The 21,488-nt window shown below is 71.1% G+C and carries 24 protein-coding genes and 1 pseudogene; 8 read left to right on the top strand and 17 right to left on the bottom strand.

Annotated elements, in window-relative coordinates:
* The 4 genes from RR3_RS12375 to RR3_RS12360 form a co-directional block, all read right to left on the bottom strand.
* Window positions 1-744: an ABC transporter ATP-binding protein gene (locus tag RR3_RS12375; RefSeq protein ID WP_010592042.1), complete on the bottom strand. Its 744-nt coding sequence runs from the start codon at window positions 742-744 to the stop codon at window positions 1-3.
* On the bottom strand, window positions 741-1,478 hold the full coding sequence (locus RR3_RS12370) for an ABC transporter ATP-binding protein (protein WP_064066030.1): 738 nt from the start codon (window positions 1,476-1,478) through the stop codon (window positions 741-743). The genes RR3_RS12375 and RR3_RS12370 overlap by 4 nt, the downstream gene beginning before the upstream one ends.
* Window positions 1,471-3,756, bottom strand: a complete 2,286-nt coding sequence (locus RR3_RS12365) for a branched-chain amino acid ABC transporter permease (protein ID WP_064066031.1) — start codon at window positions 3,754-3,756, stop codon at window positions 1,471-1,473. The genes RR3_RS12370 and RR3_RS12365 overlap by 8 nt, the downstream gene beginning before the upstream one ends.
* Before the next feature lie 85 nt (window positions 3,757-3,841).
* A complete protein-coding gene (locus RR3_RS12360; protein WP_064066032.1) occupies window positions 3,842-5,260 on the bottom strand; it encodes an ABC transporter substrate-binding protein in 1,419 nt (472 codons plus the stop codon).
* Between the two features lie 275 nt (window positions 5,261-5,535).
* On the opposite strand from RR3_RS12360, the gene RR3_RS12355 reads away from it, so the two are divergent.
* The 6 genes from RR3_RS12355 to RR3_RS12335 all read left to right on the top strand — a co-directional run bounded on the left by RR3_RS12355 (window position 5,536) and on the right by RR3_RS12335 (window position 9,817).
* Window positions 5,536-6,762, top strand: coding sequence for an inorganic phosphate transporter (locus tag RR3_RS12355; protein WP_064066033.1), 1,227 nt, complete (start codon window positions 5,536-5,538; stop codon window positions 6,760-6,762).
* A complete protein-coding gene (locus tag RR3_RS12350) occupies window positions 6,759-7,022 on the top strand; it encodes a hypothetical protein (RefSeq protein ID WP_017680030.1) in 264 nt (87 codons plus the stop codon). The genes RR3_RS12355 and RR3_RS12350 overlap by 4 nt, the downstream gene beginning before the upstream one ends.
* 37 nt (window positions 7,023-7,059) lie before the next feature.
* Window positions 7,060-7,398, top strand: coding sequence for a DUF3349 domain-containing protein (locus RR3_RS25165; protein WP_064066034.1), 339 nt, complete (start codon window positions 7,060-7,062; stop codon window positions 7,396-7,398).
* Window positions 7,399-7,410: 12 nt separating this feature from the next.
* The gene (locus tag RR3_RS25160; protein WP_010592049.1) at window positions 7,411-7,710 is read left to right on the top strand and encodes a DUF3349 domain-containing protein; all 300 of its coding nucleotides are present in this window, start codon (window positions 7,411-7,413) and stop codon (window positions 7,708-7,710) included.
* On the top strand, window positions 7,707-8,849 hold the full coding sequence (gene menE, locus RR3_RS12340) for an o-succinylbenzoate--CoA ligase (RefSeq protein WP_064066035.1): 1,143 nt from the start codon (window positions 7,707-7,709) through the stop codon (window positions 8,847-8,849). The genes RR3_RS25160 and menE overlap by 4 nt, the downstream gene beginning before the upstream one ends.
* Window positions 8,850-8,947: 98 nt before the next feature.
* The gene (locus RR3_RS12335) at window positions 8,948-9,817 is read left to right on the top strand and encodes a 1,4-dihydroxy-2-naphthoate polyprenyltransferase (protein WP_064066036.1); all 870 of its coding nucleotides are present in this window, start codon (window positions 8,948-8,950) and stop codon (window positions 9,815-9,817) included.
* 19 nt (window positions 9,818-9,836) lie between these two features.
* Here the strand turns inward: RR3_RS12335 and RR3_RS12330 are convergent, their stop codons facing one another.
* From RR3_RS12330 to RR3_RS12305, 6 genes are all read right to left on the bottom strand, one after another.
* On the bottom strand, window positions 9,837-10,220 hold the full coding sequence (locus tag RR3_RS12330) for a phage holin family protein (protein ID WP_010592052.1): 384 nt from the start codon (window positions 10,218-10,220) through the stop codon (window positions 9,837-9,839).
* Window positions 10,221-10,274: 54 nt separating this feature from the next.
* Window positions 10,275-10,829: a Clp protease N-terminal domain-containing protein gene (locus tag RR3_RS12325; RefSeq protein ID WP_064066037.1), complete on the bottom strand. Its 555-nt coding sequence runs from the start codon at window positions 10,827-10,829 to the stop codon at window positions 10,275-10,277.
* Window positions 10,830-10,835: 6 nt separating this feature from the next.
* Entirely contained in the window at window positions 10,836-11,051 is a 216-nt protein-coding gene (locus RR3_RS12320) for a hypothetical protein (protein ID WP_003937583.1), read from the bottom strand.
* Window positions 11,052-11,118: 67 nt separating this feature from the next.
* On the bottom strand, window positions 11,119-11,856 hold the full coding sequence (locus RR3_RS12315; RefSeq protein WP_064066038.1) for a lysophospholipid acyltransferase family protein: 738 nt from the start codon (window positions 11,854-11,856) through the stop codon (window positions 11,119-11,121).
* A 65-nt stretch (window positions 11,857-11,921) separates the two neighbouring features.
* A complete protein-coding gene (gene cds1 / locus RR3_RS12310) occupies window positions 11,922-13,013 on the bottom strand; it encodes an L-cysteine desulfhydrase Cds1 (RefSeq protein WP_017680034.1) in 1,092 nt (363 codons plus the stop codon).
* A complete protein-coding gene (locus RR3_RS12305; RefSeq protein WP_174557573.1) occupies window positions 13,014-13,283 on the bottom strand; it encodes a DUF4229 domain-containing protein in 270 nt (89 codons plus the stop codon). It abuts the gene before it with no gap.
* A gap of 243 nt (window positions 13,284-13,526) precedes the next feature.
* Between RR3_RS12305 and RR3_RS12300 the strand changes: the two genes are divergently transcribed.
* Together RR3_RS12300 and RR3_RS12295 are read left to right on the top strand one after the other, a co-directional pair.
* Window positions 13,527-13,736 carry a BldC family transcriptional regulator gene (locus tag RR3_RS12300; RefSeq protein WP_006935908.1) on the top strand — a complete coding sequence of 70 codons (210 nt, stop codon included), beginning with the start codon at window positions 13,527-13,529 and terminating at the stop codon, window positions 13,734-13,736.
* Window positions 13,737-13,862: 126 nt separating this feature from the next.
* Window positions 13,863-14,063, top strand: coding sequence for a hypothetical protein (locus RR3_RS12295; RefSeq protein WP_010592058.1), 201 nt, complete (start codon window positions 13,863-13,865; stop codon window positions 14,061-14,063).
* A 156-nt stretch (window positions 14,064-14,219) separates the two neighbouring features.
* Here RR3_RS12295 and RR3_RS12290 read toward each other — a convergent pair.
* From RR3_RS12290 to hemL, 7 genes and pseudogenes are all read right to left on the bottom strand, one after another.
* A pseudogene (locus tag RR3_RS12290) lies at window positions 14,220-15,230 on the bottom strand (MinD/ParA family ATP-binding protein); the annotation flags it as partial.
* Between the two features lie 35 nt (window positions 15,231-15,265).
* Window positions 15,266-16,249: a c-type cytochrome biogenesis protein CcsB gene (gene ccsB / locus RR3_RS12285; protein WP_010592060.1), complete on the bottom strand. Its 984-nt coding sequence runs from the start codon at window positions 16,247-16,249 to the stop codon at window positions 15,266-15,268.
* Window positions 16,246-17,922, bottom strand: coding sequence for a cytochrome c biogenesis protein ResB (gene resB / locus RR3_RS12280; protein ID WP_017680036.1), 1,677 nt, complete (start codon window positions 17,920-17,922; stop codon window positions 16,246-16,248). The genes ccsB and resB overlap by 4 nt, the downstream gene beginning before the upstream one ends.
* Complete coding sequence (locus RR3_RS12275; RefSeq protein ID WP_010592062.1) at window positions 17,919-18,779, bottom strand: cytochrome c biogenesis CcdA family protein; 861 nt, start codon at window positions 18,777-18,779, stop codon at window positions 17,919-17,921. Before RR3_RS12275 ends, resB begins: the two co-directional genes overlap by 4 nt.
* 1 nt (window position 18,780) lies before the next feature.
* The gene (locus RR3_RS12270; protein ID WP_017680038.1) at window positions 18,781-19,398 is read right to left on the bottom strand and encodes a TlpA disulfide reductase family protein; all 618 of its coding nucleotides are present in this window, start codon (window positions 19,396-19,398) and stop codon (window positions 18,781-18,783) included.
* A complete protein-coding gene (locus RR3_RS12265; RefSeq protein WP_003937572.1) occupies window positions 19,395-20,045 on the bottom strand; it encodes a histidine phosphatase family protein in 651 nt (216 codons plus the stop codon). The genes RR3_RS12270 and RR3_RS12265 overlap by 4 nt, the downstream gene beginning before the upstream one ends.
* Window positions 20,046-20,097: 52 nt before the next feature.
* Window positions 20,098-21,420 (bottom strand): glutamate-1-semialdehyde 2,1-aminomutase, encoded by a 1,323-nt coding sequence (gene hemL / locus RR3_RS12260; protein WP_010592064.1) that lies wholly within the window; start codon window positions 21,418-21,420, stop codon window positions 20,098-20,100.
* Between the last annotated feature and the right edge of the window lie 68 nt (window positions 21,421-21,488).

Below are 21,488 nucleotides of genomic sequence, written 5' to 3'. Positions count from 1 at the left end.
TCATCCTCCTAGATAACTGGTCGAAAGTTCGTTCTCGATGTCGGCGGGCTCACCGATCCGCACGACGCGGCCCTGCAACATCAGCGCGGCCGACGTCGCGATGGGCAGCACCGCCCGCGCGAACTGCTCGGCGACGAGGATCGACAACCCGTCCTCGACGAGCCGGCCGACGATGTCGTACATCTCGGTGACGATCCGGGGGGCGAGCCCCATGGACAGTTCGTCGAGCAGCAGCACGGTGGGATCGGTGCCCAGGGCGCGGGACAGGGCGAGCATCTGCTGCTCGCCGCCCGACATCGAACCCGCGAGCTGGCCGCGTCGCTTCCCGAGGATCGGGAAGCGCTCGTAGGCGACGGTCTCGAGATCCTCGAGCGACACGCCGGTGCCGGTGGCGACCCACAGGTTCTCCCGGACGGTGAGGTTGGGGAAGATCCCCCGCCCCTCCGGGATGGTGCAGACGCCGAGCCGGGCGAGCGCGGCGGCGTCGACACCGTTGACGACGCGGCCGGCGACGCGCAGTTCGCCGTGCTCGACGGGCAGTACGCCCGAGCACACCCGAAGCGTCGTGGTCTTGCCGCCGCCGTTCGGCCCGAGCAGGGCGACCACCGAGCCCGGCTGCAGCGTCAGGCTCACCCCGTGCAGCACTTCGATGGGTCCGTAGCTCGCCCGCACGTCGACGAGTTCGAGCAACGGGGTCGGTTCGTCGCCGGAGACGTCGACGAGATCGGTGACGGGGGCGTTCATGCCACCTCCTCGGTTCCGATGTACGCGGCGATCACCGCGGGGTCGTTGCGGATCTGCTCGGGGCTGCCCGAGGCGATGAGCGCGCCGTAGTCGAGGACGTGGATGCGCGAGCACACCCGCATCACCAGCGGCAGGTCGTGCTCGACGAGGCAGATCCCGAGGCCGTCGTCCGCGAGCCGACACAGCAGGTCCGCGAAGTCGTCGGTCTCCTGTTCCGTCTGTCCGGACGCCGGTTCGTCGAGCAGCAGCACCCGCGGCCGGGTCATCAGCGCCCGCGCGACCTCGACGACGCGGGCGCGGCCGGTGGGAATGTCGGAGACGTCCATGTCCGCGACGTCCGTGAGTCCGGTCAGGTCGAGCAGCCGGTCGGTCTCGGCGTCGATGTCGTGCCGCGCACGGGTCGCGGTGCGGTGCATGTCGCCGGCGACCCGGAGGTTGTCGCGCACCGACAGCGACAGGAACAGCTCGAGCCGCTGGAAGGTGCGGGCCAGTCCGCGCCGGGCGCGCTTGTAGGGCGCGGCGCGGGTGAGGTCGACGCCGTCGAGCAGCACCTGCCCGGCGGTCGGCTTCTGCAGTCCGGTGACGGTGTTGAACAGGGTGGTCTTGCCGGCACCGTTGGGGCCGATCAGCCCCGTCACGGTGCCCGCGGCGACGGTGAGGCTCACGTCGTCGACGGCGGTGTGCCCGCCGAACCGGACCGTGATGCCCCGGGTCTCGAGCAGGGTGTCAGACATGCGCGCTCAGCTCCTTCGCGACGCTCGCGGACGATTCGGGCGCCGCCGGGGTGGGCCGTGCCGCGGGCAGGCCCAGTTCCCGGTCGAGGCGGTAGCGCCCCTCGGCCGTGTACGGCTCGTCGAGACCGACGAGTTCGGGCGGGGTGGTGCGGCGCCGTTCCATTTCGTCGGCGCCGAGCACCGCACCGGGCATGAGCCACTCGCCGACGACGGGCAGCAGGAACACGATCGTGATGGTCAGGGCCGCGAACCACCAGTTGCCCAGGACGCCCGTCAGGGCCAGGACGTAGAGCAGCGCGATCGCCGCGCCGCCGCCGTACAGCACCGGCCGGGCGGAGAGCAGACGGCGGTAACCCTCGACCATCTGGTGCACGCTGCCGGACGGATTGTGACCCACCCCGATACCGATCAGCGCGGGGCTGACGGCGGCGATGTTGCCCAGCAGCAGGTACAGGCCCTCGAGTTCGGGCTGCGTCTTGGCGAGGTTGTTGAACGAGACCATGATGACCGCGAAGCCCACGCCGGCCATGACACCGCCGAACAGTGCGCCGCTGACGTACCCGATGCCCGCGACGACGGTGAGCATGAGCAGGGTCAGGCTCACGATGATGTTGAAGTTCTCGCCCGCGACGGCACCGGTGGCGCTCGACATCAGCACACCGCCGAGTCCGGCGATGGCGGCCGAGAGCATGAACACGCTCAGCTTGAGGGTGATCAGGTTCTGCCCGAGCATGGCCGATGCGGCGGGGCTGTCCTTCATGGCCGCCAGGCGACGTCCGTAGCCCCTGTTGCGCAGGGCGACGACCCCGACACCGAGCAGCGCGAACAGCACCGTCGCCGTCATGAGGAACGTCGTCTCGTCCTGCAGGTCGAGCGGGCCGATCCGCAGCGGCGGGATCACGAGCGAACCGCCCGTGAAGATCGAGAACTCGACGCCGAACAGTTCGTGTTCGGTGGTGTCGCGCAGCACCATGTTGGAGACGAACACGCCGAAGGCCATGGTGGCGAGCGCGAGGTACAGGCCGCGCAGGCGTAGCGCCGGGAGCGCGACGAGCCCGCCGACGAGCGCGGTGACGACCACGGCGAGCAGCACACCCCACACGGTCAGCCGCTGGTCGAGTCCGGTGCCGGTGATCCCGAAGTGGAACACGACGATCGTGGCGATCGCCCCGAACGACAGCGGGGCGAGGTTCATCTCCCCCGCGTACCCGGTGAGCAGGGTCAGCGACAGCGCGACGATCGCGAAGGTCATGCCGAGGGTGAAGGTGGTGATCGCGGATTCCACCATGAGCAGGCGGATGAGGTAGACGATGGCCACGAGAGCGACCGCCCACACCACGGCCTTGCGGACGCTCGGCACGTGGTAGCGCTCGCGGGTGCGCATCGCGGCGCCGCGCAGCCGGTCCTGGGGCAGCACGATCAGCACCACGAACAACGCCACCATGGGCAGCGAGACACGCAGATTCGACGTCCACGCCCACGAGGAGGGGGCGTAGCCGATCAGGTAGGCGCCGGCGAGGCCGAGGACGACGGCACCGACGAAGGTGCGCGGGATCGAGCTGAGCCGGCCGAACATGGCGGCCGCGAACGCGTCGATGACGAGCAGGGTGAGCATGTTGGCCTCGAGGCTGCCGCCGCTGATCGGGGTGATCAGCACGCCGGCGAGGACGGCGAGCGTGGAGCCGAGCGCCCAGGAGAACGCCGCGATCCGTTCGGGGTTGTGCCCGTTGAGACGCAGCAGGTCGGGATCGTCGACGACGCCGCGCATCGTGGCGCCGGTCCGGGTGCGCTGGAAGAGCATGCGCAATCCCACCGCGATCCCGACGGCCGCGAGCACGCACAGGATCTCGTGGACGCGGACGAACGCGCCGAGCACCCGGATTCCCGTGTCGTCGCCGAAGAACATGCCCAGCGAGCGGGGCTTCTCGGGATGCCAGAACCACTGGGACAGGAACAGCATCCCCAGCATGATCGAGACGGTCACGACGATCTTGGTGACCTCGGCGGTGTCCCGCAGGCCCCGCATGATCACCACGTACAGCGCCAGGCCCATGAGCGGCCCCGCGAGGAACAGCACCACCAGCAGGGCCAGCGGGACGGGCAGCCCCCAGCCGGCCGTGAGCTGCCAGTAGAGGAACGCGCCGAGCATCGCCTGGGCGCCGTGCGCGAAGTTGAAGATTCCGGAGGTGTTGTAGGTCAGAACGAGCCCGGAGGCCGCGATCGCGTACACGGACCCGAGCACGAGGCCCAGGATCGTGAACGTCACGAATGTGTTCATGGTGAAGCCCTGTCGGTAGAGAACCGGTCGTGTGGAGGCGGGGCGGTGCCGCGCGGGCACCGCCCCGCCGGTCGGTGCAGGCCGGTCAGTCCTGCGGCGCGAGCACGTTCGGGTTCATGAACTTGGTGGCGATCCGGTCGGGACCGAGTTCGGTGCCCCACGTCTCGGGTGCGGTGGCGACGAGGTACTCGTCGCTGCATTCGAACTCCCCGGAGGACTGCGGGAATGCCTGCGCGTACGCGTCGCCCTTCAGCGAGACCATCAGGCCGCACTTGGCGGGCATGTTGGCGCCGGGATCGGTGACGGCGTGCAGACCGCCGCCGTCCCACTCGTGGATCTGCGAGAGCTCGTCGATCATGCACTGCCGGGTCAGGTCCGACCCGCACTCCTTCGCCGCGGTGGCCCACAGCAGGAACGACGAGGTGGCCTGCATGCCCAGCAACGCGGTCTTGCCGCCCTGCTCCTCGACGAGGTCGACGTACTGCTGGACGGCCGGCACCTTGTCGGCGTTCTCGAGCATCTGGAAGCCCATGCCCGCGTACAGGTTGTCGAGCAGACCCCCGGCGTTGGCCTCCTTGACGGTCTCGCCGTACCAGGTGGCCTCACCCATCAGGACGGGATCGATGCCGACCTGTCCGAGTGCCTTGAAGAAGTTCAGTTCGTTCGGCACGGGCGACCGGGAGGTCCACAGGCCTTCGACGCCGCACTCCTTGAACTTCTCGGCGAACGGGACGTAGCTGGCCTCGCCGTCGTAGTTGATGGTGACGCCGCAGTTCTTCAGCTCGAACCCCGCGGCCTCGGCGATCGAGCGCACCTTCGTCAGGGACGTGACGATCGTCGGCATCGTGCTGCCGACGAGGTCGAACTTGTCCTTCAGGTCCGGCCGCAGCTGTGCCAGCTGGAACCAGGCCGAGCCGTTGGCGTAGTCCACGGGGAACGGCACGCCCTGGTAGGTCATCGGGCCGTTGGCCGCTTCCGGGGACACGGTGAACCCGGGCACCGCCGCGAGGTTGCAGGCCACGCGGGTCTGCTCGGCGGTCTGGTCCATCGCGAAGCCGTGACCGACCATCATGAACTCGGAGCGGCACGCATCCTGCATGACCGAGTTGGCCTGGGTCATCGCGGCGTCGTAGTCGGTGCCGACGATGGTGCGCCCGTTGATGCCGCCCTGGGCGTTGCACCAGTCGATCATCGCGGAGACGGCGTCGGACATCTCCTTGTTCAGGCCGGGGCTCTTGGCGTAGCCGCGGTCGTCGCCGTAGCCGATCCTGATCTCGGTGTCGGTCACGCCCTGGTCGGTGGCACCCGTGGCGTCGCCTTCGCCGCACGGCGAGTCCAGGGTGCCGAACTTGTCCACCGCGAGGGTGTCGGCCGCGGCGGCTCCGGTGCCGCCGGTGCCGGCCCCGCCCGACGGGTCGGCGCCGCGTTCGCCGGCACAGGCCGAGAGCAACGCGACAGAGGCCGTGAGCGCCAGCACGGTCCTGGCGAGTGTGTGCTTGTTCAAGGTCGGGTGTCTCCTTCGTCACAGCAACCCCTGTCCGGCGGTCGGCGCGGGAGGGGTGGTGCGGCGAAAGCTAGCCAGGGCCGCGGAGGCCGCGACGTGGGATTCCCGGTCAGTGAGACCTGCGGTGAAGTCGGTCACACACCGATCGGTGAGTGAATCTCCGCACAGCGGGGAACCGCCGCGGGCACCCTGCCACCGGCGGAACCCTCGAGGTGTCGGTGTTCACCGACCCGTCGCTGTACTTTTACCCACCGGCTACCTCACAATCGGCAGATGTGACCGCAGAGCTTGTCGTCCTCCTGGTGGTGGTAGTCACTGCCCTCGCATTCGACTTCACCAACGGCTTCCACGACACCGGGAACGCGATGGCGACATCGATCGCCACCGGCGCCCTGAAACCGAAGGTCGCGGTCGCCCTCTCCGCCTCGCTGAACCTGGTCGGCGCGTTCCTGTCGGTCGAGGTCGCCGCGACGGTCGCCAAGGGCGTCGTGAACCTGGACAGCACCGGCGGCGAGGCCCTGCTGCTCATCGTGTTCGCCGGTCTCGTCGGCGGCATCCTCTGGAACCTCGCGACGTGGCTGTTCGGCCTGCCGTCGAGCTCGTCGCACGCGCTGTTCGGCGGCCTCATCGGCGCGGCCCTGGCGTCGCTCGGAATCGGCGGCGTGGTGTGGGACGGAGTGATCGGCAAGGTGATCATTCCGGCGCTGCTGGCGCCGGTGGTCGCGGCCCTCGTCGCCACGGTGGGCACCTGGTCGGTGCACCGCATCACCCGCGCGGTGCCCGACGAGACGCGCGGTCACGGCTTCCGCGTCGGCCAGATCGGCTCGGCCTCGATGGTCTCGCTCGCGCACGGCACCAACGACGCGCAGAAGACGATGGGCGTGATCTTCCTGGCGCTCGTCGCGCACGGCAGCATCACCGCCGACGCGGAGATGCCGTTCTGGGTGAAGTTCTCCTGCGCCGTCGCGATCGCCCTGGGCACGTACCTCGGCGGCTGGCGCATCATCCGCACGCTCGGCAAGGGGCTGGTGGAGATCGCACCCCCGCAGGGCATGGCGGCCGAGTCGTCGTCGGCCGCGATCATCCTCACCTCCAGCCACTTCGGCCTGCCCCTGTCGACCACCCACGTGGCGACCGGGTCGATCCTGGGGTCCGGCCTGGGCACCCGCTCGGCGAACGTGCGCTGGGGCGTCGCCGGCCGCATGGCCGTGGCCTGGCTGATCACCCTGCCGTCGGCGGCTCTCGTCGGCGCCCTGTGCTGGGGGCTGGCCCATCTGATCGGCGGCCTGCCGGGCGTGGTGGTGGTGTTCGCGGTGCTGTGCGCGTTGTCGCTGCTGATGTACGTGCGCTCGCGCCGGCAGCCGATCGACGCCTCCAACGTCACCGCGGAGTGGGACGGCAAGCTCGCTCCCGCGCAGACCCCGGCCCCGGCCCCGGCCCCGGTCCCGGCGCCCGAGGACGTGCCGGCCGCACCGACCACTCCCACGGAGGGACGCCCGTGACCCTGTTGACGAACACCCTGAGCTCGCTGTGGCAGGTCGTCCTCGTCGGCCTCTTCTTCGGGGCGGGCCTGCCGGCCGTCTTCGCGCTCGGCATGCGCTCGCTCGTGGCGGGCCGCGCAGGTGAGCAGGCCCGGCCGAACCCGCTCGGCATCGCCGGTGCCGTCGTCTGCTTCGCCGTCGTGCTGATCGCGATCGTCGCGGGGATACTGTTGCTGGCCTCGGATTTCCTGTCGAGCACCTTCGGCCTCGACCTCTTCTGAGCCACCGCCCCGCCGTCCGTCCCATGAAAGAAAGACATTGCCCAAGTACTCGCTCCGTTCGGTCCTCGACTGGCTGCGTGCCGGCTACCCGGAAGGCATCCCGGCCAAGGATCACTTCGCGCTGCTCGCCGTGCTGCGCCGGCGTCTGACGGACGAGGAGATCGCCGAAGTGTGCGAGATGTCGATCGCCACGGCCCACGAGCATCCCGAGCGCCACGTCGACTACGACACGCTCGAGCAGATCATCGCCGGCGTGCTCCACGAGGAACCGTCGGAGGAGGACCTCGAACGAGTCGCCGGGCACCTCGCCGCGGGGGGCTGGCCGGTGGTCGCCGAGGACGGGACCGTGGTGACCGGCGACGACGGGACGGACTGAGGAGGTGCCCCCGTGACGCTTCCGCCGTTCCTCACCTCCATCATCGAATGGCTGCGTGCCGGTTACCCGGAGGGCGTGCCGGAACAGGACTACGTGCCGCTGTTCGCGCTGCTCAGCCGGCGGCTGTCGGAGGACGAGGTCGACCAGGTCGCGCACGCCCTCGTCGACGACGGGGACCTGCCCATCTCGAAGACGGACATCGCCGTGCTGATCACGAAGATCACCAACGAGATGCCGCTCGAACAGGACATCGACCGGGTGCGCCGGCACCTCGAGACCGGAGGGTGGCCCCTCACCGGCCCCGCCACATGAACCTCGAGGTGCTGCCCGTCCCCTCCGGCGACGCCGTGCAGGCGGTCCTGCCCGCACTCGGGCGCATGCTCGACGGCGACGGACCGGGCCTGCTCCCGGTGCCGGCCGCCGACGACCGGGAGATCCGGCGACTGACCGGGGCCCTGCGCCCGGGCGAACCCGTCGACGACGGCATCGGCCTCGTCGTCGCCACCTCGGGCACCACGGGCACCCCGAAGGGCGCCCAGTTGACCGCCGCGGCGCTGCGGGCCAGCGGGGACGCCACGCACGAGCGTCTCGGCGGGCCCGGCTCGTGGCTGCTGGCGCTGCCCGCCCACCACATCGCCGGCATGCAGGTGCTGCTGCGGGGCCTGCTGGCGGGAACCGGGCCCGTGGTGATCGACGTCGCCGGCGGCTTCGATCCGGTCCGGTTGCCCGCGGCGATCGCCGCGATGCCCGCAGGACGGCGCTACACGTCGCTGGTGCCCACCCAGCTGATCAAGGCCCTCGATCACCCGGCCGCCGTCGCGGCTCTCGCCGAGCTGGATGCGATCCTGCTGGGCGGTGCCGCCACGCCCGCTCCGGTCCTGCGCCGGGCGCGGGACGCCGGGATCACCGTGGTCCGCACCTACGGGATGAGCGAGACGTGCGGCGGATGCGTGTACGACGGAGTCCCGCTGGCCGGGACCACCGTTCGGGTCGACGCGCAGTCCCGGGTGTGGCTCGGCGGGGTCACCCTCGCCCGCGGCTACCGCGGTCTGCCCGATCATCCGGCGTTCGCGGAGCCCGGCTGGTTCCGCACGGACGACGCGGGCGAACTCGCCGACGGGGTCCTGCGCATCCTGGGGCGCCTGGACGAGGCCGTCTCCACGGGCGGCCTCACCGTCGTGCCGCAGGTCGTCGAGGCCGTCCTGCTCGAGCACCCCGCGGTCCGCGAGTGCGCCGTGATCGGCCTGCCCGATCCCCGGCTCGGCCAGCGGGTGGCGGTCGTCGTCGTCCCGGAGGCCGGCGCCTCCCCCACCCTCGACGAACTGCGAGCCTGGACGAGCGCCTCGCTGGACGTCACCGCGGCCCCGCGGGCGCTGTACGTCGTCCCCGCCCTGCCGTTGCGCGGCCCCGGCAAGGTGGACCGGCGGGCGCTGGTCGCCCGGTTCTCGTAGGTCGGCCCGTCACGGCCGAGCGGGCGGATCGGTCATCTCCCTCGGTCGTCTCCTCGGCCCGGCGGGATGCCCTATTCGCTCGATGGCAGGATCGACGCATGGCAACCGCTGGTCAATGGCTCGAAGGCGCCCGTCCGCGCACACTTCCCAACGCGATCGCCCCGGTCGTCGCCGGCACCGGCGCCGCAGCCGCGCTCGACGGCGCGGTGTGGTGGAAGGCGCTGCTGGCGCTGGTGGTCGCGCTCGCGCTGATCGTCGGGGTCAACTTCGCCAACGACTACTCCGACGGCATCCGCGGGACCGACGACGACCGCGTCGGTCCGCTGCGGCTGGTGGGTTCGGGCGCGGCGGCGCCGGCCGCGGTCAAGCGGGCCGCGTTCGTGTGCTTCGGAGTGGGCGCGATCGCCGGGATCGCGCTGGCGCTCACGAGCGCCTGGTGGCTGCTCCTGGTCGGTGCGGTGTGCATCGCCGGCGCCTGGTACTACACCGGCGGACGCAGTCCCTACGGCTACAGCGGGTTCGGCGAGGTCGCGGTGTTCGTGTTCTTCGGGCTGGTCGCCGTGTCGGGCACGCAGTTCGTGCAGGCCGGCCGGATCGACTGGGTCGGGCTGGCGTGCGCGGTGGCAGTGGGTTCGTTCTCGAGCGCGGTGCTGGTGGCCAACAACCTGCGCGACATCCCCACCGACACCGTCTCGGGCAAGCGCACGCTCGCGGTGCGGTTGGGCGACCCGCGGACCCGGACGCTGCACCTGATCCTGCTGGCCGTGCCGTTCGTGGCGTCGCTGGCCCTGGTGGCGCGCACGCCGTGGGCGCTGGCGGGCCTGCTCGCGCTGCCGTTCGCGGTGCGTGCCCACGCACCGGTGCGATCCGGTGGTCTCGGTATGCACCTGATCCCGGCGCTGCGGGACTCGGGCGTGGCGATGCTGGCCTGGGCCGTCGCGACCGCGGCGGCGCTGTTCGTCGCCTGAGCGGTCGCGCCCGCAAACGTCACTTCCGGTCGGGCACCAGCAGGCCGAGCGCCCAGTTGACGATCGAGATGATCAGGGCGCCCCAGAACGCGGTCCAGAAGCCCTCGACGGTCAGACCGTAGTCGGTGAACTCGCTCAGCCATGCGGTGAGCAGGAGCATCAGCGCGTTCACGACGAGGGTGAACAGACCCAGCGTCAGGATGAGCAGCGGTAGCGACAGCAACTGCACGAGCGGCTTGACGAATGCGTTGACGACGGTGAAGACGAGCGCGATCACCAGCAGGGCGATGATCTCGTCGGTGGCGCCGGTGCCGGATCCCGTGAAGTCGATGCCGGAGACCCACTGGGCCGCCAGCCAGATGGCGACGGCGTTGAGGACCAGCCGGACCAGGAAGTTGATCATGCCGACACTGTTCCACATCCGGCCCCCGGGGACGCCGTCGCGAATCCCGGACGGTCAGGCCGCCCGGCCCCGGTAGTCACGCAGACGGTCGCGCAGGACCCTGCGGGGGACGTGTGACTCGACCAGTGTGCGGGCACGATCGTCGTCGGAGCGCAGGATTCCGAGCAGCAGGTGCTCGCAGCCGATGACGCGGTCCCGCCGCGCGAGAGCTTCCCGCAGGGCGAGTTGCAGGGACTTCTTCGCGGCAGGATGGAACGGCAGATGCCGCGCGAACGGTCCCCGCCGGCCGCCGCCTGGTCCCCGGTCGAGGACGCCCTCGCCGAAGCTCGCCTCGAGCCTCGCCCGGACGGAATCGAGGTCGATGCCGATGGCGCCGAGCGCGGCGGCGTCCTCGTCGCCGAGCATCCCGGCGTCCCGGACCAGTTCGCTGCGCACGGTCCCGGCGGTGAGACCCAGGTCGGCGAGCAGGTCACGGAGCGTCGTGTCCGCGGTGCCGAGGACGCCGAGCAGCAGGTGGGCCGGCTCGATCCGTCGGGCGTCCAGCTCCCGGGCCTCTTCCTGCGCGGTGACGACGGCGACTCGCGCGCCGGCGGTGAATCGTTCGAACACGGCGGATCACCCACGCTTCCGGTTGTACTTCTGGTGGACGGCCTGCCTGCTCACCTCGAGCGCATCGGCGATCGCCTGCCACGACCAGCCCTGCCGGCGGGCGTTGTCGACCTGGATCGCCTCGAGCCGCTCGAGCAACCGGCGCAGGGCGCGCACCGCCCGCAGCCCCTCCGCGGGATCGGGGCTTCCGGCGGCGGCGGCGAGCGTGGTGGCCTCGGTCATGCCGTCAATTTACGTTGACAACCGGCGAACGTCAAGACAAGTTGACAGGACGGGTCCGGCCACCCGATCAGTACCGCGCGACGGCAGCGTCCACGGCACGCTGTAGTTCGTCCTGCACCAGGCGCGTGACGTCGCGGACCCTGCCGTCGAGGTCGGTGACCGGGCCGGTGAGGAACACACTCGCCGGACGCGACGGGTCCTTGTCCGGCCCGTATCCGATCCCGACGCACACCAGGGCGGGCTGCGCCCCCAGGTCGCGCGCCCGGCGGACGATGTGGCCGATGCCGGTCCCGAGCGGCTGCAACCGCGTGGGGTCGCCCTCGTTGCAGGTACCCTCCGGGAAGATCGCGACACTGTCGCCGCGATGCAGCCGGGCGGCGGAGACGTCCATCATCCGGCGTCCGGCGTCGGAGACCGCCCGCAGGCCGTGGTTCTTGGCCCGGAAGACCGGGATCCCACCCATCATGTCGACCTTGCGGCGTTGTGACTCGTCGGCGAACAGCTCGTCCTTCGCCAGCACCCGCGTCCTGCCGATCACCGGGCGCAGCGGCGAGCGCCACGCCGTCGCGGCGAGGACGTACTGATCGCTGTGGGTGAGATGGTTGGCGACGATCAGCAGGGGCGTCCCGCCCCGCACGAGTTCGCGGAGACGATCGCGGACGTCCCCGGCGCAGCACACCCGGGGGCGATACCGAGCGGCGAGCAGGGCGTAGGCCGCCCGGGCGACGGGCCGGCTCTGCCGGTGCCCGAGGTAGAAGTCGTACACGGCTTCGTAGTTGTCCAGGGACACGGCGGGGCGCTCCATGTCCTCACGATACCGAACCTACGCACCCGTAGGCTACGGACTCGTAGGGTCCGGGGCGGCGAGGCTCAGGCCGCCCACCTGCCGGTGGCCGCGAACTTCTCGAGCGTCGCGGTCGGGCCGGCGAGGTCCAGACCCTCCCCGGCCACCCACTCGTCGTCGAAATAGGTACCCGCGTAGCGTTCCCCGCCGTCGCACAGGAGGGTGACGACGCTGCCGTGCCGGCCGTCGGCGATCATCGCCGCGATCAGGCCGAACGCACCCCAGAGATTGGTCCCGGTCGAGCCCCCGACGCGGCGGCCCAGGGCTTCGCTCGCGTGACGCATCGCGGCGATCGAGGCGGCGTCCGGCACCCGGATCATCCGATCCACCACCTGCCCGACGAACGACGGCTCCACGCGGGGCCGTCCGATGCCCTCGATCCGCGACGGCATGCCCGTCGTGTAGTCCGCCGATCCCGTCTCGTACCCGCCGTAGAACGCGGAGTTCTCGGGATCGACGACGGCCAGCCGGGTACGGTGCCGGCGGTACCGGATGTACCGGCCGACGGTGGCGCTGGTGCCGCCGGTGCCGGCGCCGACGACGATCCACTCCGGGATCGGATGTTCCTCGAGCTGCAGCTGGGTGAAGATCGATTCGGCGATGTTGTTGTTGCCGCGCCAGTCGGTGGCTCGTTCCGCGTGCGTGAACTGGTCCATGTAGTGACCGCCCAGCTCGGCGGCGAGCCGGCGCGCCTCGGCATAGATCTCCGGCGGCCGGTCGACGAAGTGGCACTGCCCACCCTGCGCCTCGATGAGCGCAACCTTGGCCGGACTGGTGCTCCGCGGCATGACCGCGACGAAGTCGAGGCCGAGCAGCTTCGCGAAGTACGCCTCGCTGACGGCGGTCGAGCCGGACGACGCCTCGATGATCGGGGTGTCCGCACGCACCCAGCCGTTGCAGATGGCGTAGAGGAACAGCGATCGCGCGAGCCGGTGCTTCAAGCTGCCGGTGATGTGCGTGGACTCGTCCTTGAGGTACAGCTGCACGCCCCACTCGGGAGGCAGCGGATAGCGCAGGAGATGCGTGTCGGCGCTGCGCTGGGAGTCGGCCTCGATCAGCTGGACGGCACGATCCACCCACTCCCGCGACGCGCTGCGGTCGACGACGCCTTCGCTCACCTAGCGATCCTCGCCGCGCAGCCGGGACTGGAGGTCGGCCCGGTCGGCGCGCCGGCGCGCGTCGACGGATGCGATGCCCGCGTTCACCCGGCGGCGCAGCGGCGCGAACACGACGAGCGAGAGCGGCAGCGCGATCAGCACCGCGAAGAGCGCGGCGACCAGCAACGGGATCTCCACCCCGAACAGGCGGGGAAGGTAGAGGATCGCCACGGCGAGCACGAGGACGAGGCCCAGCCGGGCCAGCGAGTAGAGGGCGACGTCCCGAGCCAGGGTGCCTCTGTCGGTGCCGGCGTTGCCGGGCCGGCCGGGATTTCCGGGCTGGTCAGGACGGTTCTGCGATGCTTCACTCACCCGTCCAGGGTAACCGCCGCGCGCCGCGGCCCATCTGGTCGACCGTCCGTTTTGTCTATTACTTCCGCTTTACCAACCGTAGACCGTTCGAGCAACCAGGGTATTCGGTGTCAACATGGCCACGACGATCCGAACGAGACGAAACACCCGGAAGGACCATCGATGAGCGCACCCGCATTCAACGGCGCGAAGGAATCACTGCTGACCCCCGGCCAGGTCGCGGCGCTGTTCCACGTGGACCCGAAGACGGTCACCCGCTGGGCCCACGCCGGCCGGCTCGGCTCGCTGCGAACCCCGGGCGGGCACCGCCGCTTCCGGGAGTCCGAGGTGCTGGCGCTGCTGCGCTCCCTCACCACCGAAGCCACCCGCTGACCCGGGCCCACGCCGCATCGGGGACCCGGGGCGCACCGGCACCCTCGTCACAACGAATAGACTGAAGGAGCAGGCCCGGCCGGCCGCGGAAACGCCGGCAGACTGCTCGCGGCGAGGAGGTGCGTGGTGCTCTACCTGTTGGCCATAGTCGGTGCCCTCACGATTGCGGTGCTGCTGTGGAAGGCGTTCGGTCCCGGACTTCGCTCCCAGCCCACCCGCGTGATCGGCCCCGACGACGACCCGGACTTCCTCTGGAAGGTCGACCGGGAGTTCCGTCGCAGGTCCACCGACGGCACCCCCGGCCCCGATCAGGACCCCGGAGACTGACCTCGGGCTGCGGCGCCCGCTCCGTCGCTGCGCTCGCGCCGGAGTGATCCCTCGCTGCGCTCGCACGGGTCATCCCCCGTCGCTGCGCTCGCCCAGGTCCATGCCCCGTCGCTGCGCTCGCCCAGGGTCATGCCCCGTCGCTGCGCTCGCCCAGGGTCATCCCCCGTCGCTGCGCTCGCCGAGGTCACCTCGGCGCGGAAAGTCCGCGGCGACCCCCGCCGCCAGTTCCAGCAGCGCCCGCCGGGTACGTGGCTGCAGCCGGGCCAGGTCGACCTCCGCGCCCTCCTCGAGGTGCGGATCGAACGGCAGCACGTGGACGGCGCGGCAGCGCCGCGCGAAGTGCTCGACCAACCGGTCCACGTCCACCTTGCCGGACCGGGGCCGCACGGCGTTGACCACAGCCACGGAACGGGCCACGAGGGCCCGGTAGCCGTGGGCGTCGAGCCAGTCCAGCGTCGCCGAGGCGCTGCGCGCACCGTCCACCGAGCCGGAACTGACCACCACCAGTGTGTCCGCGTTCTCGAGGATCGCCCGCATCGCCGAGTGCATCAGTCCGGTGCCGCAGTCGGTGAGCACGATCGTGTGGAAACGTTCGAGGATTGCCAGCGTCCGCTCGTAGTCCCGCGCGCTGAACGCTTCCGAGACGGCCGGATCGCTGTCCGAGGCCAGCACCTCGAGCCGATGCCAATTCTGTGCCGTGTGGGCCCGGACATCGCCGTAGCGGCGGATGCTCGCCTCGTCGCGCAGCAGCGTGCGCACCGTCCCCGAGGTCCGGTCGGCGACCTTCTGGCTGAGCGTTCCCCGGTCGGGGTTGGCATCCACCGCGATCACCCGGTCGCCTCGCAGGGACGCGAACGTGGATCCGAGCGTGACCGTGGTACTGGTCTTTCCCACCCCGCCCTTCAAGCTCAGCAGTGCGATCCGGTAGCAGCCCCGGAGCGGTCCGCGCACCTGCTCTGTCAACTCACGCCGCTGCCGGTCCCGCCGGCCGTCGCCCGGATCGATGCGCCCGCCGGTGCCGCGGTACACGGCCCGACGCCACCCCCGCGCGGGCGCCGACTGTACCCGGTTCACGAGCAGCGACGCGTCCAGATCCCGCGCCGACGGCTGTGCTGTCCCCGCCCGCTCGCCCTCCTGCGGCACCACGCTGTCGTCCCCCGTCCCCGGTCCCCCACGGCCCGGCCGACGCGGACGATAACAGATCAGTTCAGGCCGGCGTACGAATGCAGACCGGAGACCACCATGTTGATGATGAAGAGGTTGAACAGCATGGCGACGAACCCGGCGACGTTGATCCACGCCGCACGGGTGTTGCGCCAGCCCGACGTCGCGCGGGCGTGCAGGTACGCCGCGTACATCACCCAGGTGATGAAGGAGACGGTCTCCTTGGGATCCCAGCCCCAGAACCGGCCCCACGCGGCCTCGGCCCAGATCGCGCCCAGGATGATGCCGGCACCGAACAGCGGGAACCCGATGATGGTGGTGCGGTAGGCGAGACGGTCCAGGGTCTGCGCGTCGGGCAGGCGTTCGGCGATCCGGCCGAACACGCCGCGGCCCTCCTCGCCCTTCGGGAACCGGATGCGCAGCAGGAACAGCAGGCTGGCGACGCCGGAGACCAGGAAGATGCCGCTGCCGACGCTGATGATGGTCACGTGGATGGGCAGCCAGAACGACTGCAGGGCGGGCACGACGGGGGCGGCGTCGGCGTACAGCACGGTCGCCGCGAGGAACATCAGGATCAGCACCGGCACGAGCAGGTAGACCCACATGATCCGGTAGGCCGGCTTGCGCAGCACCACCAGCCCGAACAGCACCGCCGCGGCGCACGCCATGGCCACGAACTCGTACATGTTGCCGAGTGGGAAGCGCTCGGTGGACAGCCCGCGCAGCACGATCGACGTCACCTGCAGGGCAGCCACCACGACGACGAGCGCGCGCCCCATGTTGCCGAGTCGCTCGGACAGCGTCCGGCCCCCCACCTCCTCGACCCGGCCCGGCCCGGCCGGCACCGGCGGCGGCTCGGCCGCCGCGCCCACGGCGACGAGTTTGCGCTCGCGCTCGGCGACGAGGTCGGCCCGGTGCGACGCGTACTCGGCGATCAGCAGCACCAGCGCGAGCACCAGTACCGCGAACGCCGATTCGAACGCCCAGTCGCTGTACTGCGCGAGGGTCTCGTTGAGGGTCATGCCTTCTTCTCCTGTGCTGCCTTCGCACGTGCGGTCGTGTCGTCGCCGAGCAGTCGGCCGGTCAGACGCTCGAACTCGTCACCCCATCCGGCCTGGTCGGTCCGGGCGAGACCACCGAGTTCTACTACGGTACGTCGTTCCCCGTCGGCCACTGTACCGGCCGGGTAGACCCGCACCCAGACGCGGCGACGTTTGATCAGCAGCGACACCAGCAGCCCCGCCATCATCGTGACGGCCGACACCAGCACCCACGTCTGCGCCGGGTCGTGGGAGACCTGCAGGTTCACGAAGTCGGTCGCGCCGTCGAACCGGATCTGCGTCCCGTCGGCGAGTGTCACGCTCTCTCCCGCATACAGGTTCACGCGGTCCTGCTTGACGAGCCGGCCCTGGTTGATCAGCTCGCCGTTGAGGGAGAACAGCGACTGCGGAGTGCCGGTGTCCAGGCCCGTGTCGCCCTTGTAGATGTCGATCGCGACGGCGGGATCGGTCAGCGCCGGGTAGCCGGAGGACAACAGGTTGCCGTGGAACACCGCGGTGGGCGCGAACAGCCCCTCGATCGCGATCTGGTTGCGCCGCCGCTCGTCGGCATCCGGGTACATTCCGCCCGGCGGGTCGAACCGCATCGCACCACTGCTGAGGAAGGTGGTCGCGTCGTCCGGTCGCCACTGCAGCGTCTCGGTGCGGGTCTCGCCGTCGGGCCATGTCACCGTGAAGGACGGCGCGAAACCGTGGCCCTGCAGGTAGACGCGGTCGCTGCCGACCCGCAGCGGGTGGTTGACCTTCAGCTGGGCCTCGCGCCAGGTGTTCGTCGCCAGGTCGGCGCCCGCCTGATAGTCGATGTTCGAGGTGAACATCTCCGCCTGGCCGTTGTCGAGATAGTCCGCGGAGAAGTCCTTCACGCGGATGCACATCGGAGTCAGGCCCGTGCCGTCGAGGGTGTTGCCCGCGCGGAAGGAGTCGAACGCCGCCGGCGAGCTGGTGCAGAACTCCTCACCGTCGGCGACCAGGATGCGCTGGCCCTCGTAGCCGAACAGCTTGCCCACCGCGACCGCGGCGAGCAGCCCCACCAGCGCGAGGTGGAACAGCAGGTTGCCGGCTTCGCGCAGGTATCCCTTCTCCGCGGAGAGGGTGAGTTCCCCGTCGCGCGCGCCCCGGCGGGCGGCCGTCTCGCCACGCTCGGCGACGCGCCAGCCCCGCAGCTGGCCCCGCACCCGGGCGAGCACCTCGTCCGGGGCGCCGTCGACCGTGGTCTCGAGATGGTGCGCCAGTCGCGACAGGTTGCGCGGCGCCGGCACGGGCCGGGTGCGCAGCGCCCGGTAGTACTCGGTGCAGCGCGGCAGGATGCAGCCGATCAGGGAGACGAACAGCAGCACGTAGATCGCGGTGAACCAGAAGCTGCCGAACACGTCGAACAGCTCCAGCCGGTCCATCAGCGGACCGAGGGTCGGGCGCGCGGCGATGTACTCGTCGACCTTGCCGGCGTTGAGGCTGCGCTGCGGCAGCAGGGCGCCGGGGATCGCGGCCAGCGCGAGCAGGAACAGCAGCACCAGCGCGGTGCGCATCGACGTCAGGCCGCGCCAGGTGTTGCGGACGAACGCCGCGGCGCGACCGGCCGGGCCCTGCCGCGGCGGGGTCGGTGACGGTGGGGCGGTGGGTGTGTCGGTGGCCGTCATATGGGGAGCGTGACCTCGGAAATGAAGGCGTCCCGGATCCAGGAGACGAACACGTCCCAGGCGCCGGTGACGAGGGCGATTCCGACGGCCACGAGCATGAAGCCGCCGACGAGCTGGACGGTGCGGGCGTGGGCGCGCAACCAGCCCACCCCGCGCAGGGCCCGGGCGGAGCCCAGCGCGAGTACGACGAAAGGCAACCCGAGACCGAGGCAGTACGCCACGATGAGCGCGACGCCCCGGGCGGCGGTGGCGCCCTCGGTGCCGGCGGCCAGGGAGATCACCCCGGCAAGGGTGGGACCGAGGCACGGCGTCCAGCCGAGGGCGAAGACGCCGCCGAGCAGCGGCGCGCCGGCCAGGCCGGAGATCCGCCGGGGTTCGGGGCGGGTGTCGCGCTGCAGCGCCGGGATCAGGCCGACGAAAACCAGGCCCATCACGATGGTGACCACCCCGCCGATCCGCATCAGCAGCTCGCGGTTGACGGCGAGCGCGGAGATCGCCCCGAACACCGACGCGGTGGCGAGGACGAACACCACCGTGAATCCGGCGACGAACAGCGCGGCTGCTCCGGCGACGCGCAGCCGTCCGTCGGCGCGGACGGTGGTGGTGCGTCCACGCGCCTCGGCGGCGGTGACCGCCGGCGCCTCGGCGCCCACGACCCCGGCCAGATAGGACAGGTAGCCGGGCACCAGCGGCACCACGCAGGGCGACGCGAAGGACACGAGCCCGGCCAGCAGGCACGCTCCGAGGGCCAGCAGCAGCGGGCCGGACGAGGCGACCGACTGGAAGGTGTCCCCGATGCCCGCGGCGAGGACGGCTTCGCTCACGAGCGGATTGCTGCTCACGACTGCACCACCCATGTCACTGCTCGGCGGGGGCTTCCGCGGCGACCCGCTCGACGACGGGCTGCAGATCGCTCGCAAGCAGTTCGGTGAGGAAGACCGCCGCGACGCGGTGGTCACGGTCGAGGACGACGGTGGTGGGGACGACCGACGTCGGGTAGTTCGCTCCCAGCGCCAGCAGCGAGCGCATCGACGGGTCGTAGATCGACGGGTAGCCGACCCGGTTGTCGACGACGAAGTCCTGGGCCTTGTCGCGCTGGTTGTCGCGGACGTTGATGCCGAGGAACTGCACGCCCTGGTCCTCGGTGGCCTCGTAGACCTGTTCGAGGTCGTCGGCCTCGCTACGGCACGGGGCGCACCACTGGCCCCACACGTTGAGCACCACCACCTGGCCGGCGTAGTCGTCGAGCGAGATCGTCTCGCCCTCGTTCATCAGGTCCTCCCCCGAGAGCGTCCCGAGGGTGCCGCGCTCGGCGGGCGGGTCGTAGAAGATGCGGGTCTGACCGCCCGGCGAGACGAAGTCGAAGGTGCCGCCGGTGGCGACGGCGTCGTCGCCGGTGGCGCACGAGGTGAGGACGACGCCGCAGGCCAGCGCCGTCGCCGCCAGCGCCGCCCGTCGCGTGGCCCGGCGACTCATGCGCCGTGGACGGTCGGGTCCGAGGCCCCGGCCGGTTCGGAGTAGACGATGTCGACCAGGGTGTCGCCCTGGTACACCAGCGAGGTCAGCGATGCCAGGCTGCACTGCCGGTGCTGCGGGTTGTGCCACAGCCGTTCCCCCTCGAGGAAGCGGCGGAGGGTCCACACCGGAAGCTGATGGCTCACGCACACGGCTTCGCGGCCCACGGCGGCGACACGAGCGGCGTTGACCGCGGCCAGCATGCGGTGCGCGATCTGCAGGTAGGGCTCACCCCACGAGGGGGTGAACGGGTCGCGCAGCTTCCACCAGTGCCGCGGGCGGCGCAGCGCCCCGTCGCCGACGGCCACGCGCAGGCCCTCGAACTGGTTGCCCGCCTCGACGAGGTTCTCGTCCGTCGCCACCGGCAGGCCGTGCTTGTCCGCGATGGGCTGGGCGGTCTGCTGGGCCCGCTCGAGCGGGGAGGCGACGATGTGCGCGATGTCGTGGTCGGCGAGGGCCGAGGCCACCGACCGGGCCTGCGCCTCCCCGGTCACGGACAGCCGGAAGCCGGGCAGCCGGCCGTAGAGGATGCCGCTGGGGTTGTGCACCTCGCCGTGCCGGAGCACGTGCACGATGGTGCGGGTCTCGGACGGGGCAGGTTCGGTCACGTGGGAGTTCCTCGGGTGTGCGGCGGGTGTGGACGGCCTGGAAGGGGCGCGCTCAGGCGGTGGCGGCGGCCGCCGCCTTCGCGGCGTGCGGCAGTGCGTCGGCGATGCGGGAGAACGCGTCGTCGTCGAGCGCGGACGAGACGAACCACGTCTCGAACGCGCTCGGCGGGGCGTAGACGCCGTGGTCGAGCAGGGCATGGAAGAACGCCGGGAACCGCCACGTCTGCGCGGCCTTGGCCTGCGCGTAGTCGGTGACCGGCTCCTCGGTGAAGAACACGCTGAGCATGGTGCCGGCGAACTGGACCCGGTGGGCCACGCCCTCCGCCGTCAGCGCCTCACCGAGCATCCGTCCGAGGGTGGTGGCGTTGCGGTCGAGCGCGGCGTAGGCGTCGCTGTCGGCGGCGCGCAGGCTGGCGAGGCCGGCGGCGACGGCGACCGGATTGCCCGACAGGGTGCCGGCCTGGTAGACGGGCCCGGCCGGCGCGAGATGGGCCATCACGTCGGCGCGGCCGCCGAACGCGGCCGCGGGCAGTCCGCCGCTCATCACCTTGCCGAACGTCATGAGGTCACCGGCGACGCCGTCGATGCCGTACCACCCGGCCGGTCCCGCCCGGAACCCGGTCATCACCTCGTCCATGATCAGCAGCGCGCCGTGCTCGCGGGTCAGCTCGCGCAGACCGGCGTTGAAGCCGGGCAGCGGCGGGACGGTGCCCATGTTGCCGGCCGCGGCTTCGGTGATCACCGCCGCGATCTTCCCCGGTTCGGCCGCGAACGCCGCGCGCACCGCCTCGAGGTCGTTGTACGGCAGGACGATGGTGTCCTCGGCCTGGGCGCCCGTCACACCCGGCGACGTCGGCAGCCCGAAGGTGGCGACGCCGGAGCCGGCGTCGGCGAGCAGGGCGTCGACGTGACCGTGATAACAGCCCGCGAACTTGACGATCTTGGTCCGGCCGGTGAATCCGCGTGCCAGTCGCACCGCACTCATCGTCGCCTCGGTACCGGAGTTGACGAGCCGGACCTGCTCGACGGGCTCGATGCGGGCCACGATCTCCTCGGCGAGTTCCACCTCACCGGCGGTCGGCGCGCCGAACGACAGCCCGGTCGTGGCGGCACTGCGCACCGCGTCGACGACGGCCGGGTGCGCATGGCCGAGGATCATCGGCCCCCACGAACACACCAGGTCGACATACGAATTGCCGTCCACGTCGGTCAGGGTGCAGCCGGATGCGGAGGCGACGAAGCGCGGGGTGCCGCCGACCGATCCGAACGCGCGGACCGGCGAGTTCACACCCCCGGGAATCACCTTCGACGCCCGGTCGAACAGTGCGGTGGAAACGGAGTCGCGGGCGCGAGATGCATCGGGGGTCGCAGTCACGACCTCCAGTGTCCCAGTTTCGCGGGATTTGCCAAAAGGCGCGGGCCCTGCAACGGCGGTCGTTGCGG

The sequence above is a fragment of the Rhodococcus ruber NBRC 15591 genome, assembly GCF_001894945.1.
Taxonomy (GTDB): domain Bacteria; phylum Actinomycetota; class Actinomycetes; order Mycobacteriales; family Mycobacteriaceae; genus Rhodococcus; species Rhodococcus ruber.
The sequence above is the reverse complement of the archived record's forward strand: the minus strand, read 5'-3'. Positions and strand labels throughout refer to the sequence as shown.